20 protein-coding genes are annotated in these 19139 nt (G+C 69.4%); 11 read left to right on the forward strand and 9 right to left on the reverse strand.

Annotated elements, in window-relative coordinates; genetic code table 11:
• Positions 1-17: 17 nt before the first annotated feature.
• On the reverse strand, positions 18-890 hold the full coding sequence (locus tag ACIQM0_RS00430; RefSeq protein ID WP_401281795.1) for a MaoC/PaaZ C-terminal domain-containing protein: 873 nt from the start codon (positions 888-890) through the stop codon (positions 18-20).
• 296 nt (positions 891-1186) lie between these two features.
• Between ACIQM0_RS00430 and ACIQM0_RS00435 the strand changes: the two genes are divergently transcribed.
• From ACIQM0_RS00435 to ACIQM0_RS00460, 6 genes are all read left to right on the forward strand, one after another.
• A complete protein-coding gene (locus tag ACIQM0_RS00435; protein ID WP_401281798.1) occupies positions 1187-2137 on the forward strand; it encodes an ABC transporter ATP-binding protein in 951 nt (316 codons plus the stop codon).
• On the forward strand, positions 2137-2859 hold the full coding sequence (locus ACIQM0_RS00440; protein ID WP_401281801.1) for an ABC transporter permease: 723 nt from the start codon (positions 2137-2139) through the stop codon (positions 2857-2859). Before ACIQM0_RS00435 ends, ACIQM0_RS00440 begins: the two co-directional genes overlap by 1 nt.
• A gap of 11 nt (positions 2860-2870) precedes the next feature.
• Entirely contained in the window at positions 2871-4106 is a 1236-nt protein-coding gene (locus ACIQM0_RS00445) for a sensor histidine kinase (protein ID WP_401283342.1), read from the forward strand.
• 265 nt (positions 4107-4371) lie between these two features.
• Positions 4372-5814, forward strand: a complete 1443-nt coding sequence (locus ACIQM0_RS00450) for a glycosyltransferase family 39 protein (RefSeq protein ID WP_401281803.1) — start codon at positions 4372-4374, stop codon at positions 5812-5814.
• Between the two features lie 375 nt (positions 5815-6189).
• The gene (locus ACIQM0_RS00455; RefSeq protein ID WP_401281806.1) at positions 6190-6600 is read left to right on the forward strand and encodes a hypothetical protein; all 411 of its coding nucleotides are present in this window, start codon (positions 6190-6192) and stop codon (positions 6598-6600) included.
• Entirely contained in the window at positions 6597-8753 is a 2157-nt protein-coding gene (locus ACIQM0_RS00460) for a tetratricopeptide repeat protein (RefSeq protein WP_401281809.1), read from the forward strand. Before ACIQM0_RS00455 ends, ACIQM0_RS00460 begins: the two co-directional genes overlap by 4 nt.
• Positions 8754-8775: 22 nt before the next feature.
• Here the strand turns inward: ACIQM0_RS00460 and ACIQM0_RS00465 are convergent, their stop codons facing one another.
• The 6 genes from ACIQM0_RS00465 to ACIQM0_RS00490 all read right to left on the reverse strand — a co-directional run bounded on the left by ACIQM0_RS00465 (position 8776) and on the right by ACIQM0_RS00490 (position 12377).
• A complete protein-coding gene (locus ACIQM0_RS00465; protein ID WP_401281812.1) occupies positions 8776-9627 on the reverse strand; it encodes a methionyl-tRNA formyltransferase in 852 nt (283 codons plus the stop codon).
• Between the two features lie 86 nt (positions 9628-9713).
• Entirely contained in the window at positions 9714-10283 is a 570-nt protein-coding gene (locus ACIQM0_RS00470) for a DUF6879 family protein (protein ID WP_401281815.1), read from the reverse strand.
• Between the two features lie 46 nt (positions 10284-10329).
• Positions 10330-10599: a hypothetical protein gene (locus ACIQM0_RS00475; protein ID WP_401281818.1), complete on the reverse strand. Its 270-nt coding sequence runs from the start codon at positions 10597-10599 to the stop codon at positions 10330-10332.
• A gap of 283 nt (positions 10600-10882) precedes the next feature.
• Complete coding sequence (locus ACIQM0_RS00480) at positions 10883-11092, reverse strand: DUF397 domain-containing protein (RefSeq protein WP_401281821.1); 210 nt, start codon at positions 11090-11092, stop codon at positions 10883-10885.
• A 248-nt stretch (positions 11093-11340) separates the two neighbouring features.
• A complete protein-coding gene (locus tag ACIQM0_RS00485) occupies positions 11341-11550 on the reverse strand; it encodes a DUF397 domain-containing protein (protein ID WP_401281824.1) in 210 nt (69 codons plus the stop codon).
• Positions 11547-12377: a Scr1 family TA system antitoxin-like transcriptional regulator gene (locus tag ACIQM0_RS00490; RefSeq protein ID WP_401283344.1), complete on the reverse strand. Its 831-nt coding sequence runs from the start codon at positions 12375-12377 to the stop codon at positions 11547-11549. The genes ACIQM0_RS00485 and ACIQM0_RS00490 overlap by 4 nt, the downstream gene beginning before the upstream one ends.
• Positions 12378-12481: 104 nt before the next feature.
• Between ACIQM0_RS00490 and ACIQM0_RS00495 the strand changes: the two genes are divergently transcribed.
• The 3 genes from ACIQM0_RS00495 (at position 12482) to ACIQM0_RS00505 (ending at position 13725) form a co-directional block, all read left to right on the forward strand.
• Positions 12482-12742: a hypothetical protein gene (locus tag ACIQM0_RS00495; RefSeq protein WP_401281827.1), complete on the forward strand. Its 261-nt coding sequence runs from the start codon at positions 12482-12484 to the stop codon at positions 12740-12742.
• Complete coding sequence (locus ACIQM0_RS00500) at positions 12739-12933, forward strand: hypothetical protein (RefSeq protein ID WP_401281829.1); 195 nt, start codon at positions 12739-12741, stop codon at positions 12931-12933. The genes ACIQM0_RS00495 and ACIQM0_RS00500 overlap by 4 nt, the downstream gene beginning before the upstream one ends.
• A gap of 459 nt (positions 12934-13392) precedes the next feature.
• On the forward strand, positions 13393-13725 hold the full coding sequence (locus ACIQM0_RS00505; RefSeq protein ID WP_401281832.1) for a hypothetical protein: 333 nt from the start codon (positions 13393-13395) through the stop codon (positions 13723-13725).
• A gap of 1122 nt (positions 13726-14847) precedes the next feature.
• Here ACIQM0_RS00505 and ACIQM0_RS00510 read toward each other — a convergent pair.
• Entirely contained in the window at positions 14848-15198 is a 351-nt protein-coding gene (locus ACIQM0_RS00510) for an antibiotic biosynthesis monooxygenase family protein (protein ID WP_401281835.1), read from the reverse strand.
• Between the two features lie 495 nt (positions 15199-15693).
• Here ACIQM0_RS00510 and ACIQM0_RS00515 point away from each other — a divergent pair, with 495 nt between their 5' ends.
• Positions 15694-16848, forward strand: a complete 1155-nt coding sequence (locus ACIQM0_RS00515) for a N(5)-(carboxyethyl)ornithine synthase (RefSeq protein ID WP_401281838.1) — start codon at positions 15694-15696, stop codon at positions 16846-16848.
• Positions 16849-16967: 119 nt separating this feature from the next.
• Positions 16968-17600, forward strand: a complete 633-nt coding sequence (locus ACIQM0_RS00520) for a response regulator (protein ID WP_401283346.1) — start codon at positions 16968-16970, stop codon at positions 17598-17600.
• Between the two features lie 22 nt (positions 17601-17622).
• On the opposite strand, the gene ACIQM0_RS00525 is transcribed toward ACIQM0_RS00520, so the two are convergent.
• Complete coding sequence (locus ACIQM0_RS00525; protein WP_401281841.1) at positions 17623-19044, reverse strand: MFS transporter; 1422 nt, start codon at positions 19042-19044, stop codon at positions 17623-17625.
• Positions 19045-19139 lie beyond the last annotated feature (95 nt).

The raw sequence follows: 19139 nt of genomic DNA on the forward strand, positions 1-19139 counted from the left end.
TACGTGCGGTGCGTGCTTCAGGAGTGTTCGACGAGCGTGTCGGCGAGGACCGGTGCGTCGTCGCGTTCTACGGCGGTCACCACCACCTGGACCCGGCCGTCACCGGCCCACATCCGGATGCGGAGGGTCTCGCCGGGGAAGACGATCCCGGCGAACCGGGTGCGGTAGGAGGCGATGCGGGACACATCGCCGTCCAGCAGGGTGTCGGCCACCGCCTTGAGCGTCATCCCGTACGTGCAGAGCCCGTGCAGGATCGGCCGGTCGAAGCCGGCCAGCTTGGCGAACTCCGGGTCGGCGTGCAGCGGGTTCCAGTCCCCGGAGAGCCGGTAGAGCAACGCCTGTTCCGGCCGGACCGGCCGCTCCACCACCCGGTCGGGGGCGCGGTCGGGCAGGGCGAGCCGTTCCGACGGGCCGCGCTCGCCGCCGAAACCGCCCTCGCCGCGCACGAAGATCTGGGCGTCGTTGGTCCACAGCGGGCCGTCGTCGTCGGAGGCCTCGGTACGCAGCACGAGGACCGCCGCCTTGCCCTTGTCGTACACCGCGGCGACCTTCGAGCTCTGAACGGCGTTGCCCCGTACGGGAATCGGCCGGAGCAGACGTACGGACTGGCCGCCGTGCAGCACGGCGGCGAGGTCCACGTCGACGCCGGGCGCCGCGAGGCCGCCGCCCATCGCGAGGCCGGCGCCCGCGACGGTGGCGAAGCTCGGCAGGACGTGGAGCCGGGACTCCAGGGTGTAGCGGAGCTCGTCCGGGTCGGTGGCGTCGTCGGGCCGGCCGGGGGCCGTCCCCGCGCCGAGGCCCAGGTGGTAGAGCTGGATGTCCTTGTGGTCCCAGCTGATCGAGGTCGAGCGGGGTTCGGCGGCAACCGCCTCTGCGGCATCAATGGGCATGGGAGGGCTGCTCCTTGATGGTGGGAAGACCTCGGCGCGGCCGTCCGCACCGTCGGCCGCACCGAGGTCGTGCGGGACCGGAAGCCGCGTCCGTTCTAGAACGCGTTCTAGCCGGTGGCCCTATGTATAACGCAGCGCCCAGCAGTTGTGAAGTCTCCTGACGTTGTGTCAGATTCCGTTGGGGATCACGATCCGGCCACCCGGTTCCCGTCCGCCCGCACGATGACATTTGTCAGCGCGGAGTCCGTACATGTGCCTCTGCCGGGGCCCGGCCCCGGCTCCGTAGCGTCATGGACATGAAGCAGACAACGGGGAACGGGGCCGCGGTGGTCTTCACCGGGGCGGTGAAGACCTTCGGCAGGGCCGAGCAGAGCGTGCGGGCCGTGGACGGGATCGGGCTGACCGTCGAACGGGGGGAGACGGTCGCTCTGCTCGGCCGCAACGGCGCGGGGAAGTCCACCGCCATCAGCCTGCTGCTCGGCCTGAACGAGCCGGACTCCGGCAGTGTGCGGGTACTGGACCGCTCCCCCGGACAGGCCGTCAGGGCGGGTCTGGTCGGCGCGATGCTCCAGGACGGGCGGCCCATCCAGCGGGTGACCGTCCGCGAGCTGACCGCCTTCGTCGCCTCCACCTACCCGCACCCGATGCCGATCACCGAGGCGCTGGAACTGGCGGGCGTCGCGGAGTACGCGAACCGGCGGATCGACAAGCTCTCCGGCGGCCAGATCCAGCGGGTCCGGTTCGCCGTCGCCCTGGCCGGAAATCCGGAACTGATCGTGCTGGACGAGCCGACCGCGGCCCTGGACGTGGAGGGACGCCGCGGCTTCTGGGAGTCGATGCGGGCCTACGCCCGGCGCGGCAACACGGTGATCTTCTCCACCCACTACCTGGAGGAGGCCGACGAGAACGCCGACCGGATCGTCGTCATCGACCGGGGCCGGATCGTCGCGGACGGCAGCGGTGAAGCCATCAAGGGCGCCGCCGGCCACCACCTGGTCTCCTTCGACCTGGCGGGCCGGCCCACCGGGGGCCTTGAGCTGCTGCCCGGCGTCGCCACCGTCGAGGTGACCGGGGACCGCGCACTGCTGCACACGGACGACTCGGACGCCACCGTCGTGGAGCTCGCCCGCCTCGGCCTGATCCGGGGCCTGAAGGTCTCCCCCGCCACGCTGGAGACCGCCTTCCTCTCCCTCACCTCCACGTCCGCCGCTCCGGAGAGCCGGACCGGCCGCAAGGAGACCGTCTGATGTTCCAGTACATCGTGCTCGAAATCCGCCGGACCCTGCGCGACGGCTTCTTCCTGATCTTCGGCACCGGGATGCCGGTGATGATGTACCTCCTCTTCACCAACATCGGCGGTGGTGACGGCGTCGACGGCTGGAAGACCACCGCGATGGTCGGCATGGCCGCGTACGGGGCGCTGGGCTCCGCGATGTCGATCGGTACGGGGGTCGCCTCCGACAAGTCGCTGGGCTGGCTCCAGCAGTTGCGGGTCACTCCGCTCTCCCCGGCGCAGGCGGTCGTGGGCCGCGCGGTCAGCGGTTCGGTGACGGTGCTCCCGACGATCCTCACCGTGCTGCTGGCCGGCGGGCTGCTCAACGGGGTACGGCTGGGCGCCTGGCAGTGGGCCGCGCTCGTCCTGCTCCTCTGGATCGGCGCCCTGCCCTTCACCCTGCTCGGAATCGGCAACGGCTACCGGCTGACCCCGCAGGGCACCGGCGTGGTCAACGTCGCGTGCCTGATGGGCTTCGCGATCGTCGGCGGGCTGTGGTTCCCGCTGGAACTGCTCCCCGCCTGGCTGCGCTCCCTCGGCGGGTTCACCCCCGCCAACCGGTTCGCGGAACTGGGCTGGGCGGCCACCGACGGCCACGCGCCCGGCGCCACGACCGTCGGCGTACTCGCCGCGTGGCTGCTGCTGTTCGGCACGTACGCCGTGGTCTCGTACCGTCGGTCCGCGAGGACCGTGTGACGGGAGTGAACATGTGCGGGAGCGGATCACAGGCGCGCGAGGTACGGCGCAGGCGGCGTGCGGAGCGACGGCAGTGGCGCAGGGAGCACCGGCGTCCGGGACCTCCCGGACCCTACGTCCTGCTCCCCTGGCTGTTGCTGGGCCTGGGCGCCTTCTCCAATCTGTTCCAGGGCGACACCCCCAATCCCTGGATCGGCGGCATCGGCCTGTTCGCCTTCAACTCCCTCTACATCTCCGTGGTGGTCAGGGGCTTCAACAAGCGGGCGCGCGAAAGCCCGTTGACGTACGTGCTGCTGGCCGCGCTGGCCGCCGTCACGCTGGGGCTCGCGGGCGGGTACGGCGGCAGCTGGCTCCTGTTCTTCCCGCTGCTCTCGCTGGCCTGCGGGACCGTCCTGCGCAGACACTGGCTGGCGGTCTGTCTGCTCGTGCTCGCCGTGGTCGCCTGCCTCGTCTCGGTGTGGCACGAGGACAGCGCGTCGACGCCGTGGACGCTGGCCTACGGCACGTTCATCTCCGGTGCGGTGACGGCCGCGCTGCTCACCCTGTCGGAGACGGTGATGGAGCTGCGCTCCACCCGCCAGGAGCTGGCCCGCGCCGCCGTCGAGCGGGAGCGGCTGCGCTTCTCGCGCGATCTGCACGATCTGCTGGGCCACACGATCTCCGTGATCGTCGTCAAGTCGGAGGCCGCGCGCAGGCTCGCGCAGCGCGACATCGACCAGGCGATCCAGCAGGTCGCCGACATCGAGTCGGTCGGCCGACAGGCGCTCACCGAGATCCGGGAGGCGGTCACCGGCTACCGCGAGGGGAGCCTCGCCACCGAGCTCGACCGGGCCAGGTCCGCGCTGACCGCCGCCGGCGTCGAACCGACGGTCCGCCGCTCGGGCCCGCCGCTCGCACCGCAGACGGAGGCGCTGCTCGGCTGGGTGGCCCGGGAGGCCGTCACGAACGTCCTGCGCCACTCCACCGCCACCGCCTGCACGTTCGTGATCGACGGCACCGCGGACCGGGTCCGGCTCACGGTCACCGACGACGGCACCGGCCCGACCGCCGAGGCAACGGCCGCCCCGGCCACCGGCGGCACGGGCCTGAAGGGCCTCACCGAACGCCTGGCGGCGGCGGGCGGCTCCCTGGAGGCGGGCCCGGGGCCGGGCGGCGGCTTCGTGGTGACGGCGGAACTCCCGGCGGACGCGCCGGGCGAGGCCGATTCCGCTCCCGCCCCGGCGCCGGCCCCGGGCGCACAGGGCTGAGGGCCGGGCCCGGAACGGAGGCACGAACCGGAACCGGACTCCAGGCACCGAGGACTACGGCCTACGGCCGATGCCGGTCCCGGCGTAGCACCTGCGAGGGACCCGGACCCGCCTCGCGTAGCTCCTGCGCGGCCCCCGGGGTCGTCCGCGCAGGTGACGACCCCGATCACCGCCGCCGCTTAGCGTGCTGCAGGTAGTCGGAGCCCTCCGACGGCTGTCAGGGGTTCCGGTCGCCTCCCCCGTCACGCCGAGCCGGAGCTTCGCCATGCCTAAAACAACAATCGCGGCCGGTCCCGCGGCCCTCAGCCTCTTACTCGGGCTGTGGGGGATCACCCGCGAGAACAGCATGTGGCGTGACGAAGCGGCGACGTGGCAGGTGGCCCACAGGAGCATCCCCGAGATCTGGCACCTGCTGGACACGGCCGAGGTCGTCCACGGCCTCTACTACCTCTTCGCGCACGGCGTCTTCGCCGTCTTCGGGGACAGCCTCCTCGCCCTGCGGCTGCCCTCCGTCCTCGCGATGGCCGGCGCCGCCGCCCTGATCACCCTCCTGGGCGCCCGGCTGGCCGACCCGTGCACGGGACTGGCCGCGGGCCTGGCCTTCTCCTTGATCCCCGCGGTCCAGCAGTACGCGCAGGAGGGGCGTTCGTACGCCCTGGTCACAGCCTGTGCGGCACTGGCCTGCCTGCTGCTCGTGGAGGCGATCGACGCGACCGGCAGGCGTGGCGCGGGGCTCTGGGCGGCGTACGGCACGGTGGTGCTGCTGGCCGCCCTGCTCAACTGGTTCTCGCTGCTCCTGCTGTTCGCACACGCCGTGACGCTGGCCCTGTCCCGTCCGCCCCGCGCGACCGTACTGCGCTGGGCAGCCGCCTCGTCCGCCGCCGTGATCGGCACGCTCCCCCTCATCCTGGCGAGCAGGACCCAGACGGGGCAGGTCGCCTGGATCCCGCCGGTCCGCCCGAGCACACTGCTCGGCCTCCTGCTGACCCTTCTCGCGGGCGGCCTCTGCGCCTGGCTCGCCCGGCCGGGAAGGGACCTCCGCACGCCCCGCCGCACCCGGGTCCCGCTCACGGCGATGGCCGCGCCCCTGCTCGCCGTTCCCCAACTCCTGCTGCTGGCGGCCTCGCTGGCCCACCCCGTCTACCTCGCCCGCTACGTCCTGTTCAGCTACCTCGGGCTCGCCCTGCTCATCGGCGCGGCGTGCCGCGCACTCACGCTCCGTCTGCGCACACCACCACGCCGGCTGATCGTCGCGGTCATGGCCCTCGCCTTTCTCGGGCTGCTTCCCGTCCAGCTGTCACTGCGCGATCCGGCCGGCCGGATCGACGACGTGCTCGCCACGGCCGAAGACGTCGCCGCGGTCCACGAGGCGGGGGACGCGGTGCTGTACATCCCCGCGGCGCGCCGTGACACCGCCCTCGTCTCGCCCGCCGCGTTCACCGGAATCAGGGATCTGGCACTGGTCCGGGACGCGCTGGAATCCGGCACCATGAACGGAGTGGAGGGCACCCCTGCGCAGATAGCGGAGGCCATGCCGACCGTGGGCCGCATCCTGGTCGTCAGCGACGACGGTGCGCCGTCCGCCGGTACGGAACGCGACCGGACCAAATGGCGTGTCCTCAAGGAGCACTTCGTCCGCTGCTCAGAGGTCAGCGAGCACGGCCGCCGGGTCACGGTGTACCGGGCGCGGCCGGCACGGGGCCGGTGACGGCTGAGCGGTCGTTTAGCGACCGTCGATGTGTGCCGGGTCCCTCGCTTGTCCAACCGTCGATCCGAAAGCTGCTGACTGGTTACTTGTTATCTGATTCGCCGCTCGCCAACGCCACCCTACGGTGGCGTCAGTCTTGTCCGCATGGAGACAAGGGCGCCAAGGGTGTGTCGCCTTATGCGACCGCCTCGTCCGGGTACTCGCTCCGATGGTGCTGCGGCCACTAGTAACGACAGGCCGTTGCAAGGGTTCGGTGCAGTGATCGTCCCAGGTCGGGGACGACAGCGGCGAGAAGCACCATCCTCGGCCCGGTGTACTGACACCCCATGGACTCTCTAGAGTTGCAGCCTGGGCCATATCGAGGGAGGGCAGAGGATGGACGCGGAAATGACCCTATTAGCGGGTACAGCCGGAACGACGATCGCGACGCTGCTGGCAACCGACGCGTGGGCCGGCATGCGAAACGGGGTAATCGCGCTGTGGCGACGCGCCCGGCCGGACCACGAGGAGTACGTCGCTGCCCAGCTCGACGCGTCCCGCCAGGACCTCCTAGATGCGCAAGCTGACGGTGACGAAGGGACCGAGCGTGAAGTCGCGGCAGAGTGGCAAGGCCGCATCCGCCGTCTCCTCGTCACCCACCCCGAGCTGACGGCGGAACTACGCTCCCTGCTGGCTGAACTCGCGCCTCATACACACACCACCGCGTCCGTCACCCAACGCGCAACCGCTTCTGGCAGCTCACGCGTGTACCAGGCCGGCCACGACCTGAACGTCGACAAGCGGTGACCGGCCGCAACGACGGCCAGGCCACCGACCAGGGGCGCGTCTACCAGGCAGCAGGCGACCAGCACATCATCGAGCACCACCATCACGGCGCCGCCTGGACCGGCCCGGACTCGGTGCGGCGTCCGCCCATCGGCCGGGCACCGGCCATCCTCAGGGATCGCCACGAACTCGTCGGGCGCCTGAAGGAGGCGACGACCGAGGACACTGGAAACACCGTGTTTGTCCTACACGGCCTGGGAGGCTGCGGCAAGACGGCTGTGGCGTGTGCACTCTTCGAACACACCACACGGGAACGCCGACGCCTGGGCCTGTGGGTCAACGCTTCGGATCAGGCATCCCTGCGGGCCGGGATGCTCGCGGTGGCCGCCGACCGAGGTGCCAGGGAAGGCGAGTTGCTGGCCGCACGTAACGGCCTGCGCGCGGCTGCGGACTTGGTCTGGGACTATCTCGACCGGTCCGACCTGCCATGGTTGCTGGTGTTGGACAACGCCGACGACCCCGCGGTGCTGCGCGACGGTGGGTGGCTGCGCACCAGCCCGCGCGGAACCGTCCTCGTGACCACACGGCAGGCAGCCGGCCACTGGTGGCCCGCCGCCGAGTTGCTACATGTAGGTGTCCTGCCGCGTGACGAGGCGGCCCAGGTTCTGCGCGATCTGGCACCCGGAACGGGTTCCGCCGACGACGCGGCCGCCATTGCCGACCGCCTCGGCCGCCTGCCACTCGCTCTGACCCTGGCCGGCGGGTTCCTGGCCCACCAGGTGATCGCCCCCTGGACGATGGAGGAGTACGGGCGTCGTCTGCAGGAGCGTCAGGATCCCATCGAACTGATCGACCAAGGCGCCACCGACGCGAGCAACGATTCACGTCACCTGGTGAGCGGAACGTGGCAGCTCTCGCTGAACTCCCTGGTCGGGCAGAACCTGCCCGAGGCTGTCACCCTGCTCCGCCTACTGGCCTGCTGGTCGAGCGACCCGCTGCCCCTGTCGCTGCTGGCCGACGTCCGGCTCGATCTGCCGCTGTCTGCAGACCGGGTGGAACTGGCGCTTCGGGGACTGCTCGACCACTCGCTCACCGAACTCGTTCCCGGCGACATCCGCTGCCTGCGCACGCACGGGGTGCTTCTCGACAGCGTCGCGCGCGTCACCCCGGCCGGTGAACGCGACCGAATCGCTGCAGCGGCGGCCGGACTTCTGTTGCGTTGCCTACCCGCGTCACCGGAACGGGGTTTACGCGACGGCCGACTCACGGTTCTCGCACCACATGTCCTGGCGTTGCTTCGCCGCGTGATCACCTGGCCCGAGATCGCGGTCGGCACCGTCGAGATTGCGGCCACCTGCGCGCTGCTCCTGGTGACGGCCCAGCATCGTTCCGGCGACTACGCCTCTGCGCTGGCCGCAGCCGAACAGGCCACGGATCTCGTGCGCCGACGACTGGGCGGTGATCACCTCCTGGTACTGCGCCTGCGGCAGCGGATCGGGAAGGCGACCGATCGTCTGGGACACCTTGAGGAGGCGGCGAATATCCACCGCAGTCTGCTCGACGACCTCGAACGGGTCTGCGGTCCCGAGGCACCGGCTACCCTGACCACCTGCCTCCACCTGTCCCGTCCGCTGACGTGGCTCGACCGGCCTGCGGAAGCAGTGCAGTTGATGCATCGGGCTGCGGCCGGGCGAGCCGCCATGCTGGGCCCGTGGCACCCGCTGACGCTGGAGGCGAGGGCGTGCCTGCTCGAACTGCCCCCCGGGCCAAATCTGGAGCGCGAGGCACCGGTAGGACCAGCCCTGGTCGCCGACTGCCTCCGTGAGCTCGGCGCAGACCATCCGATCACTTTGTCGGCCGAACTCAACTGCGCGGGAGCGCTGTTCAACATCGGACACCACGCCGAAGCGCTGCCGTTGGCCCGCCGTGCGCTGGCAGCGCACGAACACCGCTTCGGAACCGACTACCCCATCACGCTAGCGGCACGAAGCCTGCTCAGCAGTGTCCTGCACGCCGTGGGCGAGTACCGGGAGGCAGTCGAACAGGCGACGGTCGTCAGGGAATGGCGCGAGCGAGTACTCGGTCCGGAGCACCCGTGGACGACGGTGATCAGAGACAAGCTCACACGGTACCGCCGTGCCCTGACTCAGGTAACGCCGCCCGGCCCGACCTGATAGGCGGCGGTTCGGTATCCGTTCAGGATGCAGAATCCGCCACGGGCACGGACTCCGTGATCCACACGGGTCCGTCCCCGCACATCATCTTGATTCCGTCCGCCGGCTGCAACGACGTGCGTATGACCCGCAGCCTGCGGTCAGCCACCGTGGCAACCGGGCCAGATTTTCCCGAACTGCCGAACCTGATGGCACGCACCTGGTTGTGGACCGCTTCCCTGGCGGTGCCCCAGTCGATCCACGAGAACTCGGGTTCCATCCATCCCGCGTACGTGGCGGACTCCTCGTCCTGCGGCGTACCGGGGAAACCTGTTACGGCCTGTGAGAGCGCGAGAGGCAGAAGCCGCTCGATATATCGGTCGACTTCTCCCCACAACACCCCGGGGACAACATCGTCACGCAAAGCGATCCCGGACTCCTGAGCCAGGATCCCACCGGAGTCGAATTCACTCTCCATCCAGTGAATGCTGACACCGATTTCCCGATCACCGTTCCTGATCGCCCAATTGATCGGAATAGGACCTCGATATTTCGGCAGCATAGACGTGTGCACATTGATCGCGCCCAGATTCGCAGACTGAATGATCGCCGATGACAACTTCCACGGGAAGCCGTAGCAGACGATGAGATCGGCTTGATACCCCTCGACGATGTGCGGCAGCGCGTTCTTCCGGCCCGGGATCAGCAGATCCATCCCGCCCGGCAGCGCATCGACGATCCCGCGCACGACATCGCCGGCACCGCTGCGCGTTGGCCCGCTCGGGCGCAGTGATCGCGCATGCAGATAGGCGACGGGCAGGTGTCCGGCCTGCTCGCAAACTCTGTGCAGGAGGGCGAACCCTTCCGCAGAGTATGAAATCAGGACGATGCGCACATATAGCCTTTAAGTCGTGATTGACATTCGACTGAAACTCTCATGCTCTAAACCCGAAAGCTCCGCCACATTCCGAGCACAACACCTCAGACCTTCTCATCGGTCACGTTCGGCGGAGGCAACCGGGCGACGTGACCGCTGAAGAAATCGTCCAACGGCTCACCAAACCGATGCATCTCCTGGATCGCCTGCCGACACTCGGAGATGTCACGCGGATCGTCGAAGCGGATGCCGCCGGCGAGTTTCCCTTCGTCGTCATAGAGCACCTCATACATCACCGAGGAACCAAGGACGACGATCTCAGAAAGTGAACCTTGTCCTTCGTATAAGCGGATTCCATCCCCGGCAAGTACTTTCGTGTCCTCCCCGTACTGGGCCTTAAGGTGCAGCAGATGGAGTTCCCACTGGAGGTACGGAGAGATGGGCTCCTCTACGCAACGAACACGGTGGAGGGCGAATCCGCATCCGGCGATTCGCCGGAAGTACTTCTCGTAATGACCCCGCTGTCCCTCGATCAGCTTCAGGGATTCGTCCCAGTGCCCCCGACGGAACGCTTCCCAGCTTTCCACCCCGGGCTCCCGGAATTCCTGTTGCCGTTCGAGCTTCCAGAACCCCTCGGGGCCGGAACGCCAGAAATAGCGGTCGAAGTCCTCCATGTAGGCGTCCAGCCCGAGACGCCGACCAGGGCTGTCGGCCCGTGGGCTACGCATCAGGGATGTCCGCCTTAGCCGCAACGGCTGTCCTGCGCGGGATGACAACGATCCGCTCGTCCGGGGCGACGACAAGTCCCGGAGGAAGGCGGGTCAGGTAGGAGTCGGTGAGGTCACGGCCCACGACGGCGATGTCACCGTTCTCCAGTTCCCAGATGTCCGGGCATCCCTGTTCACCGCCCGTGGTCCCGAGTTCTGCGGGAGTTTTCCCCAGGCGGCGCGCCAGCGGCGAAGAGGCATCAGCTTCCCAGCCCCGAGTCATCAAGAGCCCTCCATTCCATCCCTGCGAGGGTAACCGAGATCACACCTGGCACAAGATCGGATAGCGACTTCCAGCCACCGAGGGGAGGCAGTCCGGGCCGCGCGGCAGCAAGGGTGGCTCCGAGGGCACCCACTTTGTGCAGGTCATCAGGAACAGGTCCCCACCGGCGGCAGCGGGCGAACCGTCAACCCGGCCTTGAAATAAGCCCTGTTGGGTGGACTCGCGTCGCAGCGCAGCGCCGCCCCACCGTGCGGGGCACGATGGGGCGGCGCTGAATCGTTGCTCAGATGGTGCCGAAGTCTCCGGCCTTGACGCCCGCCACGAACGAGGAGAACGCGTCGGCACGAAGACCCAGAGTGGGGCCGCTCAGATCCTTGGAGTCGCGGACGGGGACGACGCCCGTAACGGACGCGTGCGCCGGCGCCCACTCGACGCAGGAACCGCCGTTGTTGCTGTAGGAGGACTTGAGCCAGCGGGGGGATTCGGTCGTCACGGGGTACCCCTTCTCATCTTCTGGATCATGGCCACGGAGGTCGCTTGGGACAGCGCTCCGACCTGTAAACGATGGCAGGGCTGTCAACAGAGCCGCAAGACGCAGATATCGCGCTCCCACGCGTCCCACTGAGCGGACTCGGCGTAAGCGAGACAGAAAGAACCCCGCCATGCTCCCGGCTCGGGACCGTGACGGGGTTTCTACTGTTGGGACGTGCACGGAAGGGGCGGTGCACGCCTGGTGCGCAGTCAGACGGCGCCGAAATCTCCGGCCTTGACGCCCGCCACGAACGAGGAGAACGCGTCGGCACGAAGACCCAGAGTGGGGCCGCTCAGATCCTTGGAGTCGCGGACGGGGACGACGCCGCGCGAGACGGCAAGATTGGCTGCGATCTCAACGCACGCGCCGCCGTTACTGCTGTAGGAGGACTTGAACCAGCGGGGGGATTCGGTCGTCACGGGGTGCCCTTTCTTACCTTCTGGATCATGGCCACGGATGTCGCTTGGGACAGCGCTTCGGCCTGTAGTTGATGGTAGGCCGTCAACAGAGGCTGCACGAACCGCATATCCCGTTCCAGTCGGCCTTGCTGTGCGGATTCGGCATAAGCGAGCTGAGCCCGGTCCGGCAAAGTCAGCAAGTGGACGGGCAAGTCGAACGACCGCCGCTCACCAAGGTCGAACGGAGCGACTTGTACGACGGTGGACGGCAGCTCGGCGAACGCGGTGAGCCGGTCGAGCTGTTCCGCCATGACACGAGGGCCGCCCACCACCCGGCGAATACAGCTCTCGTCAAGGACCACGTACACAAGCGGTGGAGGCGTCCGCTCCAGTGATGCCTGCCTCTTCGTGAGGAGCGTCAGCCGTTCTTCCGCCTGCTGCTCCGTGATCGCTCCGCGCCGCACGGCACCCGTAGTGATCGCTGCCGCGTACTCCGGAGTCTGGAGGAGGCCCGGAACGATCCCGAGCTCGAACAGCCTGATCTCTGCGGCTCGCACCTCGTGGGTGACGAAGTCCGTGAACCCCTCCAGGAGCGAGGTGTTTTTGAGGGCACGGGTCATTCGCTCGAACTTGTCTCCGGTGCCGAGTGCTCTGTCAGCACTGCGCGCGAAGCGGTTAGTTGGTGGGCGGCGGCCAGTTTCGACAGCGGAAACATGCGACCCGGTCAGGCCCATGCGTACGGCCAGCTCGTCCTGCGTCCACCCCCGCTCGTCCCGCGCTTGCCGTAAGCGCTGGCCAAACGCCTGCGCCGGCGAAGTCTCGGGGTCCAATGCCTTCCGGTTGACCACGTGAGTTCCTAACTCATCAAGCAAAACAGCCAAGTTGAGGACACTCCAACTCTAGGCCACTCTGGACGCCCTGAGTAGCGAAACCGCTACGGAGAGGAGCGGCGATGAGTGCGCACAACGTTCCCACGGATGGACAGGAACCGGCCCACGCACCCACCCCCGGCACACTCATGGTGGACATGGCCCGCGCGAACAAGGTCGGGGAGTTCCGAGGGCTCGCCGGCCCGTACTGGTCACTGCGACCGATGTGCGGCGGGCAGGAGTGGGAGGCCGAGCCCGAGCACGTACGTCCCGCGGACCCGATAGAGCGGCTGCGCGCCCAGAACGCGCGGTGCAACGCGCGGAGTCGGGGTGAGGTGCTGTGAGCATCCCGACGCACGACCTGGACGCCGAGTTGGACCGCATCGCGTCGGACCCCGAAACCCGCGCGCTGTTCCGCGCCGAGCTGGACCGGGCGATTGCCGAACTACAGTCAGATACGGCCGAGTCGGCGGCTTTCGCGGAGGCGGCAGCCGAAGCGCTGCTCGCACTCCCGACCGGGGAGCGCGCCGCGTGAACGGCGTCCCCTACACGGCGGAGATCACCGCGACGTCCGGTGGGAGGGCCGTCTCGCTCGGCAGGGCCACCCTCCCGAACCGCCGGCTCGCGCTCCGGTGGCTGCGCCGGCAGGCGCATCGGCTCGCGGACGGGGTCGGCGCGCCCGAGCCCCAGCCGTCCGGCACGCGGGACGTCCGGCCGATCGGCTTTCGGAGCCCCGCCGTCCCGAACGGGCTACGGGCGTGGGCACACGACCCGGACCAGCAGGACCACGCGATGGCGCGGCTGGAGGCCGGGGGGCCCGATGTGCTCACCGTGCTCGATCCGGCCGCCGGCCTGTTGGTGACGCTCGCCGGGTGGCCCGTCCGGTCTCGCCGTGCCGTGGCCGGGTACGGCGCTCCCGAGCCCCCTCCCCGTCCGTGTGCTGCCGCGCGCCGCACGGACCGGGTCCCACGTCCCCTCAACCGGAGGCCCAACGGTGATCCACTGCAATGCGCACGCCCTTCCACCCTGGTTCGACACCGCGCAGGCGCATCAGCAGTCGGGTAGTGCGGGAGGACTGCCCCACTCGCTTGTCTGCGAACTGGCCAAGGGACATACCGACCAGCACGCCGCCCACCTGGAGGACATGGGACGCGACGCCTTCGACGTATGGGTGCGCTGGGACGGCGACCACTTCACCTACGTCTGTGCCGAGCCGTGCGAAAGGGTCGACCCTGCCCTTGCCCCTCTACAACAGCAGGCCTGCACGCTGTTCGTCGACCACGCGCCGGGGCACTCCTGGGAGTTCGAGGACTTCTTGCAGGACTGATGTTCTCGGGCGGATAGCGTCGGATCATGAGACCGCAGACCGATACCCCCACCTCATAGGAGCTGCCGGACCAGTTGGTCCGGTCACGGAAGGAAGCAGGACTCGTCATGGCGTGATCATGCGACAGAGTCCGCTCCCCTGCCACCCGCATGTCAAGCGCGCGGCCGGGCCGCATGAGATAACTTCTCAGGGCACCCGGACCACCAAGGACGCGCCCGGTCGGGCTCGTACGTGATGGGTCACGGGGCCCTGGTTTCGCCGGTCAGCCCGTCCGGGGCTTCGAAACGCCCGGATGAGGAGTCACCCTCGACTTCGAAATACTCGGCAGAGGAGCCTTCCGCGGAGCCGAGACGCCCGGATGCGGGGTCACCGCCGGCTTCGAAACGCCCGGTCGAGGGTCCTTCGGCGGATCCGGAACGCCCGGGTGAGGGGTCACCGCCGGCTTAGAAACGCTCGGCGAAGGAGACGCCCCCAGCTCCGAGGCACCTGGCAGAGGCGGCTCGGCCGGCTCCGAAATACCGGGCTGAGCACCTCTCTTCGGCTTCGGAACACTCGCTTTGGCTCCCCCGTGCTTCACCACTTCATCCGACGGGTCTCCGCTGCCACCGCCGCTCGACCCGCAGCTGGAGCCGGCGAGGGAGCAGACTTGCGCCTCGATACGACTGGCGATGCTGCCGCCGACTCCGCTCATGGTCAGGGCCAGCACGATCAGGGCGACAACAGTGATCACCCCCAGATACTCCACAGCCGTCTGTCCCCGGTCGCGCAGTAACTTCCGCCGCACCTCACCCCGTGCGGGAGCGGGTATCCCGTGCGCCAGTGCTTCGGGCTCGGTTCCGGACAAGTGAAACACCCAGCAATCACTGTAGGAGAGCGCAGTCATCCGGCATGCCGCGCTCATTCTGTTACCGCCACACGCCTGGAGCGCGCCCAACATACGTAGTACTTAATGGGTCCAGCCCCAACGGCAGTTGCCAAAGCTCCAGTTCAGGCGTTCCGCCGGTACGGCTTGTCTGATGGCGATTTCACGAACACGGTTCCCGCCGGCGGCAAAGCCATGGTCCGCCGGGTCGCCTTCGGCCTCGGTGACCCGGCGCGGTGCGTGGATGGGTGGCTGCCGTGTCACACGTCGATCTGCTCGAAGACGTGCGGGTACGACACGATGTCGTCGGGGAACTCGGCCGCCATGCGCTGGAACTCCGGGCTGCCGAACGCCCTGGCGAGCGCCTCGGTCGACTCCCGGACGGCGACGTTCATCAGAAGCCGGCTGCCCGCCGTCCCCTTGTGCATCCGCAGGGACACGAATCCCGGCTGAGCCTTCATGAACTCCGCCTGCCTGCGGAAGAGCGGCAGGAACGCCTCCGTCCTCTCCTTCGGAACGACGAAGGTGTTGGCCAGGACGACGGGCCCGGTCTCCTCCTTGAACTGCGCGAACATCGGCGTCATCGGGTCCAGGCTCCGCAACGTGGCCATCTTCGGTACCCCCTCTCGCTGTCGGTTGTCCCACGGGTGCCGAGGCCGGACACCGCCGTACTGGATCCGGCGACGCTCACGGCACTCGCTCGTCCGTAGCGGTACTGCGTCCTGGGGACCGCTCCATCGTCTCGGCGCGGGCGGGCCGTGAAGTCAGCCGCAGCTCGCGTTCCGATGGGCGGCTCCGGTCGCGCCGCGCGGAGCCGGGTCAGACCTGGGGATGACAACGGACCTTGAGAGAAGGTGAGTTGCGGCCCGCCGCCACGGGCGGAGATCACCCGCCTCACGGGCGAGGAGACGGCGCGCGGTGAGCAGGGCCCGCCGGGTCATCGACGGCCTGCCGGACGCTCCGCGCTGATCCGGCGCCTCCTCGCCTGTCGGCCGAAGGGCCTGGGACGGGCGCTCATCAGGGCACCCGGTCCCGAGGAGGAGCGCCGCCGACCACGTCCGCGCGCTTCGAGGGGATGTTATACAGGTAGCAATCAGAGGGGTATCTTGCAGCAGCTCAAGCTCGGAATCATGTCGCAGGCTCGCAAAGAGAACGAACACCGCCTGCCGATCCACCCGGCGCACTTCGAACGCATCGACGCCGACCTCCGCTCCAGCATCTATCTGCAGACCGATTACGGAGAGCACTTCGGTGTCCCGGACCAGCAGCTCGCGCCGCACGTCGCCGGTTTCCGCTCACGTGACGACCTGATCGCAGAGTGTGACGTCATCCTGCTGGCCAAACCGCTGCACCAGGATCTGGCGGAGCTGCGGGACGGGCAGGTGCTGTGGGGGTGGCCGCACTGCGTGCAGGACGAGAAGGTCACGCAGGCAGCCATCGACCGCAGGCTCACGGTCATCGCCTTCGAGGCGATGCACCACTGGACCCGGAACGGCGGATTCGGCCTGCACGTGTTCCACAAGAACAACGAGCTGGCCGGCTACTCGTCGGTGCTGCACGCCATGCAGCTCACCGGGGCGACCGGTGACTACGGGCGCCGTCGGCGTGCGGCGGTGATCGGCTTCGGCGCCACCGCCCGCGGCGCGGTGACCGCGCTCAGCGCGCTGGGCGTGCACGACGTGGACGTGCTGACCGCCCGCGGCACCACCGCCGTCAGCTCACCGATCCACTCGGCTCGGATCGTGCGCTTCGACCACGACGTGGCCGACGACACCCTGGACCCGCGGCGCAGCATCGCGCTCACCGAGGACGGCCCGGAGCCGCTGGCCGAGTTCCTCGCCGGGCACGACATCATCGTCAACTGCGTCCTCCAGGACACCGCGGCGCCGCTGATGTTCCTGATACAGGAGGATCTGCCGAAGCTCGCGCCCGGCACCCTCGTCATCGACGTCTCCTGCGACGAGGGCATGGGGTTCGCCTGGGCCCGGCCCACGACCTTCGACGAGCCGATGTTCACCGTCGGCGACAACGTCCACTACTACGCCGTGGACCACAGCCCCTCCTACCTGTGGGACGCGGCCACCTGGGAGAACAGCGAGGCGCTGATCCCGTTCCTGCGGCCGGTCCTCGAAGGGCCGGCCGGCTGGGAAGGTGACCGCACCCTCAGCCGGGCGATCGAGATCCGCGACGGCGTCGTCCAGAACCCCGCGGTTCTGGCCTTCCAGCACCGCGCCGAGCAGTACCCGCACGCGCTGCTCTGAGCCGACGCCACCTGGCCGGCGGCAGACCCACACCCCGGGTTACGCCGTCGGCCGGGCGCCCCGGGCCGGATAACGCGCCCCGGCACCCCGCCCGCCATACCCTGTCCCCCGTGAACGAGATGCCGCAGGACCACCGGCCGACGAAGTCCGTACGAGTACTGCTCGCCGAGGACCAGGGAATGATGCGGGGCGCGCTCGCCCTGCTGCTCGGTCTTGAGGCGGACATCGAGGTGGTGGCCCAAGTGGGGGCCGGGGACGAGATCGTGGCGGCGGCCGTCGCCACGCGGCCCGACGTCGCGTTGCTGGACATCGAGCTGCCGGGGCGCAGCGGTCTGGACGCGGCCGCCGATCTGCGGGACGAGGTGCCGGACTGCCGGGTGCTGATCCTCACCACGTTCGGCCGGCCCGGCTATCTGCGGCGTGCGATGGAGGCCGGGGCAGCGGGGTTCCTGGTGAAGGACGGGCCGGTCGAGGAGCTCGCGGTGGCGATCCGGCGGGTGCTGACCGGGGAGACCGTCATCGATCCCGCGCTGGCCGCCGCCGCGCTGAGCGCGGGGCCGAGTCCGCTGACCGCCCGGGAGCGCGACGCGCTGATGGCGTCGGTGGACGGGGCGACGGTCGCGGACATCGCGGTGAAGCTGCACCTGTCGGAGTCGACGGTGCGCAACTATCTGTCGTCCGCGATCGGCAAGACCTCCACCCGTAACCGGATGGAGGCGGTCCGGGCCGCGCGGCAGCAGGGGTGGCTCTGAGGGCGGTGCAGGGGAGGCGGCCTCAGCGCCGCACCGACCGGTGGCGCGGCAGCCAGAGGATCATCAGCAGCAGGCCGCCCAGCAGCACCGAGCCCGACGTGCGGAAGGCCAGGGCGTAGCCGGCCGTGAGGTCCGCGGGGCCCGTCCCGCCGGCCGTGCGGGCCGCGGCGACGGTGGAGAGCACGGCCAGGCCGAGTGCGCCGCCCATCGTGCGGGAGGTGTTGACGAGTCCGGAGACGAGGCCGGACTCGCCGGGGGCCGCGCCCGAGGTGGCCAGGGAGGCGAGCGGGGTGGCCGCGAGGCCGGTGCCGGCCATCATCAGTACGCCGGGCAGGCAGATCGCGGTGAGGAAGGAGCCGTCGGCGGTCATCGTGGACTGCCAGCCGAAGCCCGCGGCGGCGACCACCGTGCCGACGAGCGCCAGGTTCTTCGCTCCGACGCGGGCCATCAGCCGCGGGGCGCACTTGGAGCCGACGACGACGGCGACCGAGGTGGGCATCAGGGCGAGTCCGGCCTCCAGCGCGGTGTAGCCCAGCACGTTCTGCGCGTACACGGTCATGAAGTACCACATGGAGAACGTCGCCGAGCCGATCACGAGCATCGCCACGTTCGCCGAGGCGACCGCCCGCGCGCCGAGCACCCTCAGGGGCATCAGCGGCTTCTTCGTGCGGGACTCCACCAGGACGAACAGGGCGAGCAGTGCCGGTCCGGCCAGCAGCGGGACGAGGGTGGCGGACGCGGTCCAGCCCGACTCCTCGGTCTGCACGATGCCGTAGGCGATGGAGGCGAGGCCCGCCGTGACGAGCAGTGCGCCCGGGAGGTCGATACGGCTGCGCTCGCCCGTCCGGCCCTCGGCGAGCCAGATCGCGGCGCCGGTCAGGACGAGGATGCCGACCGGCACGTTGATCAGCAGGACCCACCGCCAGGAGAGCGTGTCGGTGAGCACCCCGCCGATGAGTCCGCCGGTCGCGCCGCCGCCCGCGCCGACCGCCATCCAGGTGCCTATGGCCTTCGTCCTGGCGGGTCCTTCGGGGACGGCCGCGGTGAGCAGGGTGAGGGTCGCGGGGGCGAGCACGGCGGCGCCGAGCCCCTGTGCGGCGCGGGCGGCGAGCAGCTGCCAGCCCTCCTGGGCGAGGCCGCCGGCCAGGGAGGCGGCGGTGAACAGGCCGAGGCCGACCAGGAACATCCGCTTGCGGCCGTAGATGTCGGCGGCCCGCCCGCCGAGCAGCATGAATCCGGCGAACGCGATCGAGTAGGCGTTGAGCACCCATTGGAGTCCGGCGGTGCTCAGCCCCAGGTCGGTGCGCATGGACGGGAGGGCCACGTTGACGACGGACACGTCGAGGACGACGAGGAACTGGCCGACGCAGGCGGCGAACACCACCGCCCACGTGCGGGTACGGGTCCGGGGGGTACGGCGTGTGGGCGTCGAGACGTCAACCATGGCGTCATACTCGCAGCCGCCCGGCACCCCGTACATCGGTTTCCGGACCGTACCGGCCCCGGTCCGGGGGTGTGGGACCGGCGCCCCACCGGGCC

Source organism: Streptomyces sp. NPDC091387, assembly GCF_044756945.1.
GTDB lineage: Bacteria > Actinomycetota > Actinomycetes > Streptomycetales > Streptomycetaceae > Streptomyces.